The 18,346-nt window shown below is 70.1% G+C and carries 19 protein-coding genes; 9 read left to right on the top strand and 10 right to left on the bottom strand.

The genetic code is table 11. From position 1 onward, the window contains the following. Positions 1-5 precede the first annotated feature (5 nt). Positions 6-1,373: a citrate synthase gene (locus tag R3I40_RS06835; protein WP_183375089.1), complete on the top strand. Its 1,368-nt coding sequence runs from the start codon at positions 6-8 to the stop codon at positions 1,371-1,373. Beyond that, positions 1,370-2,641, top strand: coding sequence for an MFS transporter (locus tag R3I40_RS06830; RefSeq protein WP_259923546.1), 1,272 nt, complete (start codon positions 1,370-1,372; stop codon positions 2,639-2,641). The genes R3I40_RS06835 and R3I40_RS06830 overlap by 4 nt, the downstream gene beginning before the upstream one ends. On the opposite strand, the gene dapD is transcribed toward R3I40_RS06830, so the two are convergent. Continuing rightward, entirely contained in the window at positions 2,616-3,590 is a 975-nt protein-coding gene (gene dapD, locus R3I40_RS06825) for a 2,3,4,5-tetrahydropyridine-2,6-dicarboxylate N-succinyltransferase (RefSeq protein WP_239376079.1), read from the bottom strand. The genes R3I40_RS06830 and dapD overlap by 26 nt on opposite strands. A gap of 37 nt (positions 3,591-3,627) precedes the next feature. Between dapD and dapE the strand changes: the two genes are divergently transcribed. From dapE to R3I40_RS06805, 4 genes are read left to right on the top strand one after another with little or no spacing between them, the layout of a single operon-like run. Beyond that, positions 3,628-6,696, top strand: coding sequence for a succinyl-diaminopimelate desuccinylase (gene dapE, locus R3I40_RS06820; RefSeq protein ID WP_311199384.1), 3,069 nt, complete (start codon positions 3,628-3,630; stop codon positions 6,694-6,696). A 23-nt stretch (positions 6,697-6,719) separates the two neighbouring features. Continuing rightward, positions 6,720-7,484, top strand: coding sequence for an LOG family protein (locus R3I40_RS06815; RefSeq protein ID WP_183375084.1), 765 nt, complete (start codon positions 6,720-6,722; stop codon positions 7,482-7,484). Positions 7,485-7,495: 11 nt separating this feature from the next. Further along, the gene (locus R3I40_RS06810) at positions 7,496-7,702 is read left to right on the top strand and encodes a hypothetical protein (protein ID WP_285261924.1); all 207 of its coding nucleotides are present in this window, start codon (positions 7,496-7,498) and stop codon (positions 7,700-7,702) included. A 39-nt stretch (positions 7,703-7,741) separates the two neighbouring features. Then, complete coding sequence (locus tag R3I40_RS06805; RefSeq protein ID WP_183375082.1) at positions 7,742-7,912, top strand: DUF3117 domain-containing protein; 171 nt, start codon at positions 7,742-7,744, stop codon at positions 7,910-7,912. Between the two features lie 96 nt (positions 7,913-8,008). Here R3I40_RS06805 and R3I40_RS06800 read toward each other — a convergent pair whose 3' ends face one another. Continuing rightward, positions 8,009-8,659: an O-methyltransferase gene (locus R3I40_RS06800; RefSeq protein WP_183375081.1), complete on the bottom strand. Its 651-nt coding sequence runs from the start codon at positions 8,657-8,659 to the stop codon at positions 8,009-8,011. A gap of 149 nt (positions 8,660-8,808) precedes the next feature. On the opposite strand from R3I40_RS06800, the gene R3I40_RS06795 reads away from it, so the two are divergent. Then, positions 8,809-9,240 carry a twin-arginine translocase TatA/TatE family subunit gene (locus tag R3I40_RS06795; protein ID WP_285261925.1) on the top strand — a complete coding sequence of 144 codons (432 nt, stop codon included), beginning with the start codon at positions 8,809-8,811 and terminating at the stop codon, positions 9,238-9,240. A gap of 33 nt (positions 9,241-9,273) precedes the next feature. Here the strand turns inward: R3I40_RS06795 and R3I40_RS06790 are convergent, their stop codons facing one another. From R3I40_RS06790 to R3I40_RS06775, 4 genes are read right to left on the bottom strand one after another with little or no spacing between them, the layout of a single operon-like run. Continuing rightward, complete coding sequence (locus tag R3I40_RS06790) at positions 9,274-10,392, bottom strand: Mrp/NBP35 family ATP-binding protein (protein WP_183375079.1); 1,119 nt, start codon at positions 10,390-10,392, stop codon at positions 9,274-9,276. Beyond that, positions 10,382-11,059 carry a DUF1003 domain-containing protein gene (locus R3I40_RS06785; protein WP_285261926.1) on the bottom strand — a complete coding sequence of 226 codons (678 nt, stop codon included), beginning with the start codon at positions 11,057-11,059 and terminating at the stop codon, positions 10,382-10,384. Before R3I40_RS06785 ends, R3I40_RS06790 begins: the two co-directional genes overlap by 11 nt. Positions 11,060-11,064: 5 nt before the next feature. Beyond that, entirely contained in the window at positions 11,065-12,399 is a 1,335-nt protein-coding gene (locus R3I40_RS06780; protein ID WP_183375076.1) for a magnesium transporter MgtE N-terminal domain-containing protein, read from the bottom strand. Next, positions 12,396-13,907, bottom strand: a complete 1,512-nt coding sequence (locus R3I40_RS06775; RefSeq protein ID WP_183375074.1) for an aminopeptidase P family protein — start codon at positions 13,905-13,907, stop codon at positions 12,396-12,398. Before R3I40_RS06775 ends, R3I40_RS06780 begins: the two co-directional genes overlap by 4 nt. A 44-nt stretch (positions 13,908-13,951) precedes the next feature. Here R3I40_RS06775 and R3I40_RS06770 point away from each other — a divergent pair, with 44 nt between their 5' ends. Next, positions 13,952-14,824 (top strand): PHP domain-containing protein, encoded by an 873-nt coding sequence (locus R3I40_RS06770; protein WP_259923541.1) that lies wholly within the window; start codon positions 13,952-13,954, stop codon positions 14,822-14,824. A gap of 5 nt (positions 14,825-14,829) precedes the next feature. Further along, the gene (locus tag R3I40_RS06765) at positions 14,830-15,453 is read left to right on the top strand and encodes a MarC family protein (RefSeq protein WP_375544848.1); all 624 of its coding nucleotides are present in this window, start codon (positions 14,830-14,832) and stop codon (positions 15,451-15,453) included. Here R3I40_RS06765 and R3I40_RS06760 read toward each other — a convergent pair. The 4 genes from R3I40_RS06760 to R3I40_RS06745 all read right to left on the bottom strand — a co-directional run bounded on the left by R3I40_RS06760 (position 15,437) and on the right by R3I40_RS06745 (position 18,278). Further along, on the bottom strand, positions 15,437-15,676 hold the full coding sequence (locus R3I40_RS06760) for a hypothetical protein (protein WP_183375068.1): 240 nt from the start codon (positions 15,674-15,676) through the stop codon (positions 15,437-15,439). The two genes, R3I40_RS06765 and R3I40_RS06760, sit on opposite strands and share 17 nt — an antisense overlap. A 76-nt stretch (positions 15,677-15,752) precedes the next feature. After that, a complete protein-coding gene (locus R3I40_RS06755) occupies positions 15,753-17,285 on the bottom strand; it encodes a DEAD/DEAH box helicase (RefSeq protein WP_285261927.1) in 1,533 nt (510 codons plus the stop codon). A gap of 18 nt (positions 17,286-17,303) precedes the next feature. Continuing rightward, entirely contained in the window at positions 17,304-17,525 is a 222-nt protein-coding gene (locus R3I40_RS06750) for a DUF3107 domain-containing protein (protein WP_183375066.1), read from the bottom strand. A 135-nt stretch (positions 17,526-17,660) separates the two neighbouring features. Continuing rightward, positions 17,661-18,278 (bottom strand): TetR/AcrR family transcriptional regulator, encoded by a 618-nt coding sequence (locus R3I40_RS06745; RefSeq protein WP_285261928.1) that lies wholly within the window; start codon positions 18,276-18,278, stop codon positions 17,661-17,663. Between the last annotated feature and the right edge of the window lie 68 nt (positions 18,279-18,346).

Here is an 18,346-nt window from a genome sequence, read left to right as displayed (position 1 = left end):
CGGAAATGGCAGAGACGACCTCGGCACAGCTTCAGTACAACGGGGGCTCGATGGAGCTGCCGGTCGTCGAGGCGGTGGAGGGCAACCCCGGGATCGGCATCGGCCCGCTGCGCACCGAGACCGGTGCCGTCACCTATGACCCGGGTTTCATGAACACCGCGAACACGAAGTCCGCGATCACGTTCATCGACGGCGATGAGGGCATCCTGCGCTACCGCGGCATCCCCATCGAGCAGCTCGCCGAGCACTCCACCTACCTGGAGACCGCCTACCTGCTCATCACCGGCGACCTGCCCACCAAGAGCCAGCTGGAGAACTTCGAGGTCTCCATCCAGGAGCGCACCCTGCTCGATGAGTCTTTCAAGCGCGTGTTCGAGGCGTTCCCGCGCGACGCCCACCCGATGGCGGTGCTGCAGGCCGGTGTGTCCGCCCTGTCCACGTTCTACCAGGACTCCCTCGACCCGTTCGACACCGAAGCGGTCCGCATCTCCACCGCCCGTCTCATCGCGAAGATGCCGACCATGGCCGCCTATGCGCACCGCGTGGCGCACGGCCAGCCGCTGATGTACCCGGACAACAACCGCAGCCTGATCCAGAACTTCCTGCGCCTGATGTTCGCGTTCCCAGTGGAGGACTACCTCGCCGACCCGCTGATCGAACGCGCCATGGAGCAGCTGCTGATCCTGCACGCCGACCACGAGCAGAACTGCTCCACGTCCGCTGTGCGGCTCGTCGGCTCCGCCCAGGCGAACCTCTTCACCTCCATCTCCGCCGGTGTGGGCGCACTGTCCGGCCCCGCCCACGGCGGCGCGAACGCCGCCGTGATGAAGATGCTCGATGAGATGCGCGAGAACGACATCTCTCCGCGCGCCTTCATGGAGAAGGTGAAGAACAAGGAGGACGGCATCCGCCTCATGGGCTTCGGGCACCGGGTCTACAAGAACTACGACCCGCGCGCCCGCATCGTGAAGGGCCTCGCCGACGAGGTCCTCGAGCGGCTCGGCGTGGACGACGAGCGCCTCGACCTGGCGATGAAGCTCGAGGAGATCGCCCTCAACGACGACTACTTCGTGGAGCGCAAGCTCTACCCGAACGTCGACTTCTACACCGGCATCATCTACCGCGCCATCGGCTTCCCCACCGAGATGTTCACCGTGCTGTTCGCGCTGGGCCGCCTGCCCGGCTGGATCGCCCAGTGGCGCGAAATGGTCGCCGACCCGGAGACGAAGATCGGCCGTCCCCGCCAGATCTACACCGGTGAGACCAAGCGCGACTACCGCCAGCTGTCGGAGCGGACCGGCACCTCGGAGCTGCGCCTGGCGGAGCTGCACGAAGAGCTGAAGAAGCACGAGGCCGCGAACCCGTCCGAGTGACACCCACCCACAGCGTCCGCCCCGCGGGGCGGGGCGCCGGTGACGGGCCGCGCCGCGAAAGGCTCCCCCAGGAGATCCTCGTCCTCGTCGGTGCGGCCTTCGTCATCGCCATCGGCTTCGGGCTCGTCTCGCCCGTGCTTCCGGCCTACGCCCGCACCTTCGACGTCGGCGTCGCCGGCGCCTCCGTCATCGTGTCCGCCTTCGCGGCGTTCCGGCTGCTGTTCGCACCCGCCGGCGGCGCCCTCGCCGCCCGGCTCGGGGAGAGACGGATCTACCTCACCGGCCTGACCGTGGTGGCGCTGTCCTCACTCGCCACGGCGTTCGCCGGCAGCTACGTGCAGCTGCTGGTGTTCCGCGGCCTCGGCGGCATCGGCTCCACCATGTTCACCGTGTCCGCGATGTCGCTGCTGGTGCGGCTCGCCCCACCGAGAATGCGCGGCCGGGTCAGCTCAGCGTACGGATCCGCGTTCCTCATCGGCGGCATGGTGGGCCCGGTCCTCGGCGGCATGCTCGCCTCCTACGGTCTGCGCACCCCGTTCGTGGTGTACGCCGCCGCGCTCGCCGCCGCCGTGGCCGTGGTGGCCGTCGGCATCCGCCCGGAGGCGCTGCGGCCGAAGCCCGGTCAGCCCGCCCGGGCGGTGATGACCCCGAAGGAAGCGGTCGCGCACCCCACCTACCGCGCCGCACTGATCTCCGGCCTCGCCAACGGGTGGACGAACTTCGGCGTGCGGGTGGCGGTGGTGCCGCAGCTGGCGTTCTCACTGCGCGGGGACGCCTGGGCCGCGGGCGCGGCCCTCGCCGTCTCCGCAGTCGGCACCGCGGCGGCGCTGCAGGGCGCTGGCCGGGTGGTGGACCGACACGGCCGCAGGCCCGTCGTCATCACGGGCCTGGCGGTGATGGGCGTGGGGATGGCGGCGCTCGCCCTCACCGAACAGCTGGGGATCTGGTTCCTGCTCGCCTGCTGCCTGGTCTCCGGCATGGGGGCGGGGCTGGTGAATCCCGGTCAGCAGGCCGCAGTGGCGGACGTCGTCGGCTCGGACAGGTCCGGCAGCCGGGTCCTCGCCGTGTTCCAGATGGCGCAGGACCTCGGTGCCGTCGTGGGGCCGGTGCTGATCGGCCTGGTCGCCGATGCCGCCGGTTGGGGCTGGGCGTTCGCCCTCACCGGCGGCCTGTGCGGCCTCGCCCTCATCCCGTGGCTGAGCGCCCCGGAGACCCTCGACCTGTCAGCGACCGGTCACGCGGTCAGTTCGCGTGGAGGTCAGCGTTGAGCTGCAGCGCCTTCCGCTGATCCGCGACCGCTTCGACGGCGCCGGTGACGGAGTTGCGGCGGAACAGCAGACCGCTGCGGCCGGACAGGTCCCGGGCCTTGACCACGGTGTCGCCCGCCCCGTCGTCCCCCTTCAGGGTCACCTTCGTGCCGGCCGTGATGTACAGGCCCGCCTCCACGGTGCAGTCGTCGCCGAGGGCGATGCCGATGCCGGCCTCCGCACCGATCAGGCAGCGCTCACCAACGGCGACGCGCTGGCTGCCGCCGCCGGACAGGGTGCCCATGGTGGAGGAGCCGCCGCCGAGGTCGGAGTCGTTGCCGATCACCACGCCCTGCGAGATGCGGCCCTCGATCATGGCGGTGCCGAGGGTGCCGGCGTTGAAGTTGACGAAGCCCTCGTGCATGACGGTGGTGCCGTCGGCGAGGTGGGCGCCGAGGCGGACCCGGTCGGCGTCGGCGATGCGGACACCCGTGGGGACCACGTAGTCGACCATGCGGGGGAACTTGTCGATGCCGAACACGACCGGTGGGCGGCCGTCAGCGCGCAGCCGGGCGCGGGTCAGTTCGAAGCCGTCGACGGCGCAGGGACCCTGGTCGGTCCAGACGTTGTTCGGCAGCAGAGGGAAGATGCCGTCGAGGTTGATGGTGGTGGGCTGCACCAGGCGGTGCGAGAGCAGGTGCAGGCGCAGATAGGCGTCGGCCGTGGAGGCGGGGGCGGCGCCGGTGTCGATGGTCAGCTCCACGACCTCCTGGCTGGTGCCGCGGGCCTCGTCGGTGCGGGCGGCGGCCCGAAGGCTCGTACGGATCTCGTCGGCCTGCTCAGCGGGGGTGCTCTCGCCGAGGACGGGGGAGGGGAACCAGGCGTCGAGGACGGTGCCGCTGCGCATCGTGGCCAGTCCGATGCCGTGGGCGGTGGTCGCGGTGCTGGGGGTGCTGTTTCGCGAAGTCATGCGTTGAGTGTAATCGCGGTTTCCTATGATGATTCGTATGACTTCCGCACCCCTCACCGCTTCGCCCGCAGCCGACCCCCGCGCCCCGGAGGGGACGCACACGAGCATCGCGATCATCGGTGCGGGACCGCGCGGAGTGGTGGCGCTGGAGCGCCTGGTCGCTGCGGTGCAGGAGCCCGGATTCCGGGGCAGCCTCACGGTCCACCTGATCGACCCGTACGTCCACTCGGGCGGGTCGGTATGGCGCAGCGACCAGACCGAGACGCTGCTGATGAACACCCGCACCTGCGACACCACAATGTACCCGGACGAGTCCACCGCGCCGCGGTTCCCCATCCCCGCGTCCGCGCAGACGTTCGCGCAGTTCTGCGAGGCCGACGGGTTCGAGATCGACGACTTCGCGCCGCGCCGCCAGCACGGGCGCTACATCACCGCGGTCCGCGAACAGGCGCTCGCGGACGCCGCAGCCCTGCCCGCCATCGAGATCCGCGAGTACGAGGGGAGTGTCCGCGACATCGAGCGCGGTGACGAGGACGAGCAGCTGCTGCGGATCGAACCGCGCGACCCGTCCGCGTCCCACATCGGCATCGCGGTGGACTCCGTCATCTTCGCGCTCGGGCACCTCCCCACGGAGGTCGGGATCCGGGCCCGCGCGTTCCAGGACTACGCCGCCGTGCACGACCTCGCGTTCGCCGCCCCCGCGAACCCCCTGGATGTGGACTATAAGCAGTTCCTCGGCCGGGAGAAGGTCGCGGTGCAGGGCATGGGCCTGAACTTCTACGACGCCCTCGGCATGATCGTGGAGGCCGCCGGCGGCCGCTTCGAAGCCGACGACACCGTCCCCCACGGCCTGCGCTACGTCCCCGGCGGCCGGGAGCCCGTGCTGGTGGTGGGGTCGCGCACCGGCATGGTGTACCGGCCGAAGCCGGACACGGGCCCGAACCTGCCGAAGCGGCACCGCCCCACCGTCCTCACCGACGAGGTGATCGACGAGCTGTCCGGCCGCGTCCACGGCATCGACTACGAGGACGACGTCCTGCCGCTGATCTTCCGCGAGCTCACCGACGCACTCGCCTCCCGCGGCTTCACCCCGCCGGAGTTCGACGACGTCGAAGCAGAACTGTTCCCGCTGGGCCGCCGCGCCGTCTCCGCGGAGGACGCCCACGCCCGCACCGTGGAGGTGCTGCGGGCCGCGACCGTGCGCTCCATGCGGGAGCCCGACGGGCGCTGGCTCGCCCTGTTCCGCGCCCTGACCGCGGTGAAGGACCAGGTCAACAAGCTCGCCGAGCGCGGCGCCTTCAGCACCGGCTCCTACCTCCGGGACATCCAGGGGTTCCTGCGCAATGCCCTCGCCTCGTGGACGTCCGGGCCGCCGGTGATCCGCGGCCAGCAGCTGCTGGCCCTCGTGGATGCGGGCCTGGTGGAGTTCACCGGCCCCGGCATGTACATCGGCAAGGACGTCCATTCCGGGCGGTTCCTCGTCCACGCCGGCGGCACGTCCGCGCACCTGTGCGACGGCCTGCTCATGGCGCACCTGCCGGCCGTGGACCTTGACGCCTACACCTCGCCCCTCATCCGCTCGATGGTGCGCCGGGGCGATGTGGTCAACGCCCGCCTGGCTACCCCGCAGCCCGACGATGCACCCGCCACCGGATCCATCGAAGTGGCCGAGCGCCTCTTCCCGGTCACCGCTGCCGGTGACGCGGTGGCGGACCGCTTCTTCCTCGGCGTGCCCGTGACGGCGGCGCAGCCGGGCAGCGCGATCACGGCGGCGCCCGGCACCGGCGCGCCCCTGCTGCGTCTCGCGGAGCAGGCGGTGGAGCGCCTGCTGGTCGCCGAGGGGCACATCGACGCACGCGAGGAGACGCTGTCCGCGTTCGCGACGCTGCGACCCGAACCCGAAGGCGTGCCGCTGGCCGACGGCGAAGAGCTCGACCTGCGCCCCACCGAGCCCGCCCCTGCCGTCGCCGACCCGGAGTCAGCACCTCCGGCCCGCGGCGTGAGGGGCCGATTCCTCACCGTCGACGGCGACCTCACCTCCCTCACTCGTCAACTGATCGACATCGAATCCGTCTCCGGCAATGAGACCGCTCTCGCCGACGCCGTCGAGGACGTCCTGCAGCGCTGCGACCACCTCACGGTGGAGCGCGACGGCGACACCCTCTGCGCCCGCACCAGCCTCGGCCGACCCACCCGGGTGCTGCTCGCCGGACACCTGGACACCGTCCCCGTCGCGGGCAACCTCCCGGCGACCCTGCGGGTGCGCAACGGCGTGGAGGAGCTCGCCGGCCGCGGCGCCGCCGACATGAAGGCCGGGCTCGCGATGATGCTGCAGGCGGCGGTGCTGCTGCAGGACCCGTCGGCCGACATCACCCTGATCTGCTACGACCACGAAGAGGTCGCCAGCGAGCTCAACTCCCTCACCCGCATCGCCGCCACCCGCCCCGAATGGCTGCAGGCGGACTTCGCGATCCTCGGCGAACCCACCAACGGCGGCATCGAAGCGGGATGCAAGGGCACGCTGCGCGTCATCGCCCGGGCCACCGGCACCGCCGCGCACTCCGCGCGCGACTGGGTGGGCCACAACGCCGTCCACGACCTCGCGCCCGCCCTGCAGCGCCTCGCCGACTACGAGGCCCGCCGCGCCGTCATCGACGGCCTGGAGTACCGAGAAGCGCTCAACGCCGTGGGCATCGGCGGCGGCATCGCCACCAACGTCATCCCCGACTCCGCCCACCTCACCATCAACTACCGCTTCGCCCCCGACACCAGCCCGGAGCAGGCCGAAGAGCACGTCCGCGAAGTCCTCGCCGGCCTCGACCTCGACATCGATGTGGATGATGCCGCCGCCGGTGCCCTGCCCGGCCTCACCCACCCGATGGTGCGCTCCTTCACCGACGCCCTGCGCCGCACCAGCGGCGGCGACCCCGTCGTGGAGGCGAAGCAGGGGTGGACCGATGTCGCCCGCTTCACCCAGCTGGGGGTGCCGGCGATCAACTTCGCGCCCGGCGACCCGCTGCAGTGCCACACCGACGACGAGCACATCCGCACCGACCAGCTGGATCCCTGCTACCGGGCGCTCGAATCGTTCCTGACAGGCCGCTGAGCGGGACCGTTAGGCTGGGGGCCATGTCAGAGACCAAGCAGAACGGCGACTACCGCAAGGGCCCGGTGGTCCTGCGGGGGTCCCAGCGACCCGACCGCACCACCGACCAGAACCTCCTCGAAGAGACCGCACCCGGCAGCTGGGTGCACTCCGACCCGTGGCGCGTGCTGCGCATCCAATCGGAGTTCGTGGAGGGCTTCGGCGCCCTCGCCGAACTCGGCCCCGCCGTCTCCATCTTCGGCTCCGCCCGCATCCGGTCCGAGCATGAGGACTACACGAAGACCTACGAGATCGCGAAGCGCATCGGCGACCGCGGCCTCGCCGTCATCACCGGCGGCGGCCCGGGCGTGATGGAAGCCGGCAACAAGGGTGCTCGCGACTCCGGCGCCGTCAGCGTAGGCCTCGGCATCGAACTGCCCTACGAGCAGGGAATGAACCAGTACGTGGAGCTCGGCGTCAACTTCCGTTACTTCTTCGCCCGCAAAACGGTCTTCATCAAGTACTCCCACGCCTTCGTGGTGATGCCCGGCGGCTTCGGCACCTTCGATGAGCTGTTCGAGGCGCTCTGCCTCATCCAGACCCACAAGATCCAGAAGTTCCCCCTCATCCTTGTGGGCAGCGAGTACTGGTCGGGTCTGCTCGACTGGATCCGGGGGCCCGTGTGCGACTACGGCGCGATCTCCCCGGGCGACCTCGACCTCATCCACGTGTGCGACACGGTCGATGAGGTGGATGCGGCGCTGCAGGAGCACTGCGCCCAGTACCGCGACGGCCAGCGGAAGGCCTGAGGAGCGCCGCCATGGTGTGGGTGCTCATCGGCTGCGCCGTCCTCGCCGCGGTCCTCTTCGCCGCTCTCGCCCTGGGTGTTCTGCCCGACGGGATGCAGCGTCCCCGTCCCCACCACCAGGCGATGGTGGAGCGGGTGCGGGGCGGCCCGACGGGGCTCCACAGCGGCTCGGATCACACTGTGATGCCTGACAGGCAGGCACAGGAAGATGACGGATAATGGACGAGTCCGCAGATTCTGAGCATGAAGGGGGCCCACATGGCCGCTATGAAACCCCGCACCGGCGACGGTCCGATGGAAGTCACGGAAGAAGGGCGCAGCCTCGTCATGCGCATGCCGCTCGAAGGCGGCGGCCGTCTCGTCGTGGAGATCAACCAGGACGAGGCCACCGAACTGCGCGACGCCCTCAACGGCGTCATCAAGGCCTGAGCCTCACCTTCGACTTCCCGTGCGCTGACGCACGAACGGATCCCCCTGACCGCTGAGCCCGCGCACCGGGCTCGCCGCCAGGGGGATCCGTTGCGTTCAGCGGCGCACCGCGGTCAGCACACCGTCGCCGGAGGAGCTGAGCGAGGACAGGAACTGGTCATCGTCATGCACCGCCCGCAGCAGTGACCGGATCGCCTGCGTGGTCGCATCTCGCGCCACCGGGTCCGCCACCCGGTCATGGAACAGCACATTGGTCACCACCGTGACCCCACCGGAGCGCAGCACCCGCGCCGACTGCGCGAACAGTTGCGCGGCCTGCGGGTGGTCCGCGGAGAACACGACCATGTCATAGGCGCGGTCCGACAGCCGCGACACCACATCCAGGGCCTGGCCGGCGATGGTCCGCACCCGGTTCGTGCGGATCCCCGCCTCGTCGAACGCCGCCCGGGCGGCCCGCTGGTTCTCGCGCTCGTAGTCGATGGTGGTGAGGACCCCGTCGGCCGTCATCCCGGAGAGCAGGTACAGCGACCCCACGCCGCTGCCGGTGCCGATCTCCACTACCGACTGGGCGCGCACCATCGCCGCGGAGGTGCGCAGCTGGGCGGCGGCGCCCCGCAGCAGGGGAGCGACCCCCAGCTCGTTGCCGCGCTCGCGGGCACGGGCCAGCAGCCCGGGGACGGGGAAGAGTTCGTCCTCGTCGATGAACTCTTCGCCAAAGGCCCACGATGCGATCTTTCCGGACGCCACGAGCGCACCGCCTTCCTGTCGGGATCGATATGTCCCCAGGGTAGTGCACCCGTGGGTCACGATCCGCGCACATGCCCGTCCGGTCAGCGAGCACGGTGATGTCCCTGGCATAATGGCGAGGACTCTTCTCGACGAATGGTGGGACAAGCGTGCAGATCTTCGGGCTGAACGGCTGGGAGCCGGTGGTTCTCATCCTGGTGTTCCTCCTGGTCATCGGGCCGCAGCGCCTCCCCGAGTACACCCAGAAGGTCGTGCACGGCATCAAGAAGCTGCGCCGCTGGGCGGATGAGTCGAAGGCCAGTCTCGAGGACGAGATGGGCATCGCGGTCGACGACCTGAAGAAGTACGACCCCCGCCAGTACGACCCGCGCCGCATCGTCCGCGAAGCGTGGGACTCCACCGGCATCGAAGACGACTTCCGCTCCGTCGGTGACGCCGCGAAGCGCGCCACCACCCTGTCCGGCTCCACCGCGGTGGACGCCTCCGGGGCGGCCGCTGGGGCCGGTGCCGCCACCGCGAATCGCGGCGCTGCCGAGGCACCCGTCATCGAGGGCACCCCGTACGATCCCGAAGCGACCTGAGGGCCCCCGCCGATCTGCGGCGAGGCCGCGGGATCACATGACGGTGAGCTTCAGCTTCCTGCCCGCAAGGCCCCGCGGCTTCGCCACCGCGGATGCGATCCGCAGGAACTCCTGCGCCGCCGGCGACGTCGGATCGGACACCACGATCGGGGTGCCCGCATCGGAGCCCTCCCGCACGGGCTGTTCGAGGGGGACCTGGCCGAGCAGCGGCACCCGTCGGCCCTGAGCGGACGACAGCTCATCGGCGACGCGCTCACCGCCGCCGGCACCGAACACCTCCATGCGGGTGCCGTCCGGCAAGTCCATCCAGCTCATGTTCTCCACCACGCCGATCACCGACTGCTGCGTAGAGGAGGCGAGCGACCCGATCCGCAGCGCCACATCCGAGGCCATCGAGTTCGGGGTGGTCACCACCATCAGCTCCGCCGACGGCAGCAGCTGCGCCACCGAAATCGCCACATCGCCCGTCCCGGGCGGCAGGTCCAGCAGCAGGAAGTCGAGGTCGCCCCAGAAGACGTCGGAGGCGAACTGTTCGATCGCGCGGTGCATCTTGGGGCCGCGCCACACCACGGCCTGCCCCGGCGGCACGAACACGCCGATGCTCATCACCTTCACACCGTGCGCCTCCGGGGGCATCAGCAGGTCGTTCACCTTCGTCGGCTGGTCGGTGACGCCGAACATGCCGGGGATGGAGAAGCCGTGGATATCGGCATCCAGCACCCCCACTCGATGGCCGAGGGAGGCGAGAGCGGCGGCGAGGTTCGCGGTGACGGTGGACTTGCCGACCCCACCCTTGCCGGACGAGATGCCGAGCACCCGGGTGAGGGAATCGGGCCGATTGAACGGGATCTCCCGTCGGCCCTGGCGCAGCGAATCCACGAGGCGCTTGCGCTGCTCCTCGCTCATCGTGCCGGACTCCACCCGCACCTCGGTGAGGCCGGGCACCGTCGCGGCCGCTTCGGCGGCCATCCGTTCGATGTTCGAGCGCATCGGGCAGCCCTCGATGGTCATCAGCACCCGGATCTCCGCCGCGCCGCGCTCGTCCACCGTCACCGACTCCACCATGTCCAGTTCGGTGATCGGCCGGCCGATCTCCGGGTCGATGACGGAGTTCAGGGCTGTGCTGATCTGCTGAACGAGCTCAGCGGTCACGGGGTGCGTCCTCCTTCGGGGCGTCGGGGCGGTTCATGTCCTTCAGGGCGGCGCGCAGCTCTTCGCGGACGATGCGGCGGATCGCGTCGGCGTCGGGGCCGACGGGTGCCGGCGTGCGGTTCGCCGACGCTGCTGCGGGGGCCGGCACGCGCGGGTCGCCCTGCTGGGCGTCGGTCAGCTCCTCCAGCAGGTCGCGCAGCTCACCGCGGACGTAGTCGCGGGTGGCGACGTCGTTCACCGCGAGGCGCAGCGAGGCGATCTCCCTGGTGATGAAGTCGGTGGTGGCGTGCGCGCTCTCCGCACTGTGGCGGTCCGCTTCGGCCTGCACGCGGTCGCGGTCGTCCTGCCGGTTCTGCGCGAGCAGCAGCAGGGGAGCGGCGTAGGACGCCTGCAGCGACAGCATCAGGGTCAGCAGGGTGAAGTTGAGGGCGCGCGGATCGAACTGCAGAGTCTCGGGCAGCAGCGTGTTCCAGCCGAGCCAGACACCGCAGAAGATCGTCATGCCGATGAGGAACCCGGGGGTGCCCATGATGCGGGCGATCCACTCGGCGGCGCGGCCGAACGCGTCGCCGTCGCTCTGCCCGCCCTTCGGGGCGCGGTGCAGACTGAACGCGCGGCGCTGCACCACGGGGTCGTCCACCTGCGGGATCTGACGCTTCTTCGCCATCGGGCTCACCGCCCTTCGCTGTTGGATCGGTTGACTTCGGCTGCGATCTCCCGCAGGTCCATCTGGCCGGTGACGGCGGCGTCCACATCGTCCTGTTCGCGCCAGTCCTCCGGGAGGACATGGTCGAGGACGTCATCCACGGTGACGGCGCCGAGCAGGTGGTTGTGCTCATCCACCACCGGCAGGGACACGAGGTTGTACGCAGCCATTTCGCGGGTCACTTCGCTGAGCGAGGAGTCCGCGGAGAGCTCCGGGTAGTCGGAGTCGAGGATCTCACCGACGGGCCGCTCCGGGCGCTCCCGCAGCAGGTGCTGGAAGTGGACGGCGCCGAGGAACCGGCCCGTCGGGGTCTCCAGCGGCTGCCGGCACACGTACACCATGGCGGCGAGGGCGGGGGAGATCTCCTGGCGGGAGATCATCGCCAGGCACTGCGCAACCGGCGCCTCGGGCGACACCATGATCGGCTCGGTGGTCATCATGCCGCCGGCGGTGTACTCGTCGTACTCCAGCAGACGCCGCACATCAGCGGCCTCCTCCGGCTCCATCAGCTGCAGGAGGGCTTCGCCGAGCCGCTCGGGGACCTCCTGCAGGAGGTCGGCGGCGTCGTCGGGGTCCATCACGTCCAGCACGTCCGCGACGCGCTTCGTGTCCAGCCCGGACACGATCTCCACGCGGGTGTCCTCCGGCAGCTCCTCCAGCATGTTCGCCAGACGCTCATCGGAGAGCTCCTCGGCGACCTCCCGCCGACGCTTCGGATCCATCTCGTGGACGAGGTCCGCGAGGTCGGGGATCTTCAGGTCCGAGTAGGAGGCGAGCAGCAGCTGCGCGGACTGCTCAGCGGCGGAGCCCAGCAGGCCCGTGGCCTCGTCCCAGTCGACGGTCATGGTCTCGCCCCGGCCCACGAGCTTGGACAGGGCCCCGCCGTGGCGGCGGCGCCGCACGAACAGGCGCGACACCTCCCATTCGCCGGGGCGCTTCTGCTCCAGGGCGACGTCCTGCACAGTCGCCTCGCCGGACCCGTCGGTCAGGGTGACCACGCGGTCCAGCAGGTCGCCGATGACGAGCACCTCGCTGCGGCGCATCTCGAAGCGGCGCGGGTTCAGCTCGCCGCGCATGATGACCTGTCCGGTGCTGATCGACATCACGCGGGTGGCGCCGAGGAAGATCCGCCTGCGGCCCGGGATCTCCACCACGAAGCCGACGGCGCGGGCGGGGCGCCGGTCCTGCGGCACCAGGACGACATCGCGGATGCGGCCCACCTGGTCACCGATCGGGTCGAACACCCCGGTGCCGGCGAGGCGCGCCGCATAGAACCGCGAGGAGGCCGCCGGGCTGCTCACAGCAGGTCCGCCATCCAGGCCTCCACCTCGTCGGGCGTGCGGGCGAGGGCGGCGGACATGTTGACGGCGCCGTCGGCGGTGACGAGGATGTCGTCCTCGATGCGCACACCGATGCCGCGCATCTCCTCCGGCACGAGCAGGTCGTTGTCCATGAAGTACAGGCCCGGCTCGATCGTGAAGACCATGCCCTCTTCGAGCTCGGCATCCAGGTACATCTCGCGGCGCGCCTGCGCGCAGTCGTGAACGTCCATGCCGAGGTGGTGGCTGGTGCCGTGCACCATCCAGCGGCGGTGGAACTGGCCCTCGGGGCTGAGGGACTCCTCCGCGGTGCCCGGCAGCAGGCCCCATTCCTCGAGCGCGGCTGCGATCACCTTCATCGCCTCGTTGTGGAGGTCGCGGAACTTCAGACCCGGCTTTGCGATGGCGAAGGCGGCGTCCGCGGCCTCCAGCACGGTCTCGTAGACCTTGCGCTGCACGGGGGTGAAGGTGCCGGAGATCGGCAGGGTGCGGGTGATGTCGGCGGTGTACAGGGAGTCCACTTCGACACCGGCGTCCACGAGGATGAGGTCGCCGTCCTTCACCTGGCCGTTGTTGCGGATCCAGTGGAGGGTGCAGGCGTGGTTGCCGGCGGCGGCGATGGTGTCGTAGCCGACCCCGTTGCCGTCGGCGCGGGCGGTGCGGGCGAAGGTGGTCTCCACCAGGCGCTCACCGCGGTGGTGCTTCTTCGCCTCGGGCAGGATCTGCACGACCTGCTCGAAGCCGCGGATGGTGAGGTCCACGGCGAGCTGCATCTGGTCGATCTCGAACTGGTCCTTCACCAGGCGCGCCTCGGACAGGGTCTGCTGCGTGTGGGCGTGCAGGTCCGCTTCCTCCTCGCCGGTCGGCAGGCCGTTCTGGGAGCGGATCTCGGAGACCATCGACTGGACGGACTGGTCCACGTTCGGCACCACGGTCAGGTTGAGCGAGCCGCCCACGTCCTTGGCGATGGCGTCGCGGAGGTCGTCGATGTGGCGGCACGGCACACCGATCTGCTGCTCGACCTCCTCGAGGGTCGGGCGGCGGCCCACCCACAGTTCGCCGTAGCGGGAGTCGGCGTAGAACTCGTCGGTGTCGCGGCCGGAGCGGGGCCGGAAGAAGTAGGTCGCCTCAGCGCGCTCAGGGTCCTCGGCCGACGGCTCCACGACGAACACCGAGTCCGGCTCCTCATCGGTGCCGAGACCGGAGTAGTAGGCGAAGCCGGTGTCGGGTCGGAACGGGTAGTCCGTGTCGTTGGAGCGGACCTTGAAGTTGCCGGCAGGCATGACGATCCGCGTGTTCGGCAGTGCCTTCACGAGGGCGTCGCGGCGCGCCGGAGTGAACGCGGCGACCTCGCGGCGCTCAGCGGGCGGGACGGACTCATCCCAGCCCTTGGCGATGAATGCGCGGAACGCCTCGTTGGCGGGTCGCTGAGAACGGGTGTCTCCGCGCTTGGACAGGTCGTCAGAACGGGTCTTCTCGTTGGTACTCACGCCTCGATGATCCCATGGGGTGCTGAGTGAGGCAGAATCGGGGTATGGACCGGATCGATCTGCACGCCCATTCCTGCGTCTCCGACGGCACGGACACCCCCGCCGAGCTCATCGCGGCCGCCGCGGCAGCCGGCCTGGACGCGGTGGCGATCACCGACCACGACACCGTCGACGGCTGGGACGAGGCGGCCTCCGCCGCCGCGGAGCACGCCATCGCTCTGGTGCGCGGCATCGAGGTGACCTGCCGCCACCAGGAGCGGTCTCTGCACCTGCTGGCGCTGCTGGTGGACCCGTCGGAGGGCACCGCCCTCGCGCAGCGCCTGGCGAGCCTGCGCGCCTCCCGCGTGACGCGCGCGCAGCGGATGGTGGAGCTGATCGCCGCGGACTACCCCCTGACCTGGGAGGAGGTGCTGGCCGCCTCCACGCGCGACGGCGTTTCTCCCCGCACGCTCGGCCGCCCCCACATCGCGGATGCACTCGTCGCCGGCGGGGTCGTGCCCGACCGATCCGCCGCGTTCGCCGACATCCTCACCCGCAGTGAGTACCGCGTGGACAACGAGGAGTACCCGGCCCAGGAGGCCATCGCCGACATCCACGCCGCTGGGGGAGTGGCGATCGCGGCGCACGTGCTGTCGGGGGCGCGGGTGCGGGGGCCGAAGCGGGAGGTGGGCGACCGGCTGGAGTCCCTGATCGCCGCGGGGGTCGACGGTTTCGAGGTCGACCATCGCGAGCACGACGACGCCGAGCGGGCCCTGCTGCGCGAGATCGTGTCCTCCCGCGGACTGATCGGAACCGGCGGGAGCGATTATCATGGCTCCGGCAAGCCCAATCAGCTGGGCGAGAACCTCACCACTGCCGCGTCGCTGGCAGCGATCAGCGAACGCGCCACGAGCACCACCGGAGTCCTGCACCCGTGACCTTCATCGACGTCGCCTTCCTGACCAGCGTCTTCGTGACGCTCTTCGTGATCGTCGATCCGCCGGGCACGATCCCGATCTTCATGGCGCTGACGGGGTCGATGACCGCGAAGCAGCGGTCGAAGGCGGCGTGGACCGCGACCGGCGTCGGCATGCTGATCATCGTCATCTTCGCGGTGTTCGGCCAGTTCATCCTCGGCTACATGCACATCTCACTGTCGGCGCTGCAGGTGTCCGGTGGTCTGCTGCTGCTGATCATCTCGCTGCAGCTGCTGACGGGCAAAGAGGACGAGATGGCGGCGTCCGATGGTGTGAACGTGGCGCTGGTGCCGCTGGGCACTCCGCTGCTGGGCGGCCCCGGCGCGATCGTGGCGGTCATGCTGTTCGCGCAGCAGGCGCAGGGGTCGATGCCGCGCACCATCGGCCTGGTGGTGGCGCTGCTGACGATCGCCGCGATGATGTTCCTGTTCATGCGGTTCAGCGGGGTCATCTCCCGCATCCTCGGCAAGGGCGGCGTCACCCTCGTGACGCGCGTGGCGGGCGTTCTGCTCGCCGCGATCTCGGTCCAGATGATCGCCGACGGCGCTCAGGCTTTCCTCACCACCTGGGGTCTCATCCCCGAGGCCTGACCGGGAACGCTGCGCGTCCCGCACTCGCCGCACCGGCGGAGACCGCTTCGCGGGGGCCGACGGGTGCGCCCATAGCGTCAGCAATACGCACTGCAGCGCGTACAGGCTCAGTGCGGCCCGTCCCGGCGCCGACGAGCAGCGCGAACAGGGGAGCGGTGAGGAACTCACTGGTGATGAGGATGCGCGCCGGCCCGTCGCTCGGGGCGGTGTGCGCAATCACCATCAGAACAACGGCCGCACCGCGCGCCCTCCAGGGCGAGAACGCGGTGCGCCCGAATGCTGTGCTCGGTCACGGGGAGTCAGCTGTCGGCGGACTCGCCGCCTGTGCGCTTCTGCGCCACCACTTCGCCGTTGACGCGGCGGCTGCGGGTGCGGCGCCGACGGCGGCGACGACGCGCAGGCGCCTCCTCGCCGGTGCCCGCCTGCTCGGTGCGCTCAGCACAATCGCCGCCCCGGCCACCACGGGTGCGACCGCGCCGGCCACCACGACCGGCATCGCGGCCGCCACGGGAGCCGGTGCGTCCACCGCGGCCTCCGCGACCCCCGGCACGGCTGCGGGAGTCGGGACCGCCGAGGTCCTCCAGGACCTCCGCGTCCAGGCCCTCGCGGGTGCGCTTCTCCTTCGGCAGCTTGCCCTTCGCGCCCTCGGGGATGTCGAGGTCGGTGAACAGGTGCGGGGAGGTGGAGTAGGTCTCCGGGACCTCCAGCGGCAGGCCGAGCTGCTTGGCGATCAGGCCCCAGCGCGCCAGGTCCTCCCAGTCCACGAACGTGACGGCGGTGCCGCGCTTGCCCGCACGGCCGGTGCGGCCGGTGCGGTGCAGGTAGGTCTTGTCGTCCTCGGGGCAGGTGTAGTTGATGACGTGGGTGACGTCCTCCACGTCGATGCCGCGCGCGGCGACATCGGTGGCGACGAGCACGTCGATCTTGCCGTTGCGGAATGCCCGCAGTGCCTGCTCACGGGCGCCCTGGCCGAGGTCACCGTGCAGGGGAGCGGCGGCGAAGCCGCGGTCCTGCAGATCGCCGGCAGTGCGGTCCGCGTCCCGCTTCGTGCGGGTGAACACGATGGTCAGGCCGCGGCCCTCCGCCTGCAGGATGCGGGCGAGGACCTCGTTCTTGTCCAGCTTGTGCGCCTGGTAGATGACCTGCTTGATGTCCGCCTTCGTGCGGGCGGTGTCACCGGGGTCCGCGGCGCGGATGTGGGTGGGCTGGGACATGAAGCGGCGCGCCAGCGACATGATCGCGGCCGGCATGGTGGCGGAGAACAGCATGGTCTGCCGCTTCTCCGGCACGGCGCGCAGGATCTTCTCCACGTCCTCGAGGAAGCCGAGGTCGAGCATCTCATCGGCCTCGTCGAGCACCGCGACCTTCACCTTGGACAGGTCCAGATGCTTCTGGCGCATGAGGTCGATGAGGCGACCGGGGGTGCCCACCACGACCTCGACGCCCTTGTTCAGGGCCTCGACCTGCGGTTCGTAGGCGCGGCCGCCGTAGACGGTGAGGACGCGCACGGAGCGGTTCGCGGATGCGATCGAGAGGTCGGAGGAGACCTGCACGGCGAGCTCGCGGGTGGGGACAACGATCAGCGCCTGCGGGGCGCCGTCGGTGGTGGGGCCGTCCTCACCGGGGCCGACGACGGCTTCGAGCGCGGGAATGCCGAAGCCGAGGGTCTTGCCGGTGCCGGTCTTGGCCTGGCCGATGATGTCGCGGCCGCGGAGGGCGACCGGCAGGGTCATGGCCTGGATGGGGAAGGGGGTGGTAATGCCCTTGGCTTCCAGGGCGGTCACGATGTCGTTGCGGACACCGAAGTCCGCAAAGGTCTCGGTTGCTGTCACAGGTTCAAGCTCTCTTCATCAGGAGAGGAAGCCCACGCGTCGAGGCTCCTCCGTCGACAGGTCGACGTAGGCGATCTTCGCCCCGGGAACCAGCACGACGCGGCCCTTCGGGTCCTCGAGGCGCAGCAGCGAGGATTCGGCGACGGCGGTCTCGATCAGCGCCGTCAGGTCCTCAGCGGACTTCTCGCTCTCCACTGTGATCTCACGAGGGCTGTGCTGCACACCGATGCGAAGTTCCATGGATCTTCCTTCAATTCACAATCGTGCGCCCACTCAACCGCGGCGCCGCGGACGATGAGCCCGGGCGGCGGCGGGAGGGGCGCTGGCCGTGCGCAGGTGTGCGCACGATTTTCGTACCAGCGGCCAGTCTACAGCTCACTCGTCATCGAACTCGGGTGCGCCCTGGAACGACATCACACCGTAGGTGAGCAGCTGCACGGTCTCGTCGATAGCGGCCTGCAGAGCATCCGGGTGCAGCTCATCGGGGCCGGAGTCCGCCAGCTGGTGCGCGGAGGACTGGATGGAGCCGGCGAAGATACGGCCAAGGGTGAGGGCTGTGCGGCGCTCCACGTCGCGGGTGGCGGTGAACACCTCCGCAATCGCGAGCGCGCCCTCGTCCTGGATGCGGCGGATCTCGGTGTGGACGTCGTCGGAGATGTACTCCTTGCCGAAGAACATCTGCATCGTCTGCCGATGCGTGGCCATGAGGTTGAAGTACATGGTGACGCCGGCGCGGACCCGATCCTCGGTGGTGCCGCCGAAATCGGAGTAGGAGGCGATCTGCTCGCGCAGGTACTCACCGATGCTGGCGATCACCGCGACGTACATGTCCTCCTTGGACGCGAAGTGCTGATACAGCACCGGCTTGGTGATGCCCGCGGCGCTGGCGATGTTCTCCATCGACGTGGGATGGAAGCCCTTCTCGCCGAACTTCTGCGTGGCGATGTCGATCAGCTGGGCGCGGCGCTGAGCGCGCGGCATGCGTTTGGTCAAGGGACTCCCCTCTCACTGTGCTGCCAGGACCGTCCGGATGCGTAGAATCAGGAGCCGCTGTCGGGCGG

This window comes from Helcobacillus massiliensis (genome assembly GCF_033106145.1).
Classification (GTDB): Bacteria; Actinomycetota; Actinomycetes; order Actinomycetales; family Dermabacteraceae; genus Helcobacillus; species Helcobacillus massiliensis.
Note: the sequence above shows the minus strand (reverse complement) of the source record. Positions and strands in the feature narration are given on the sequence as shown.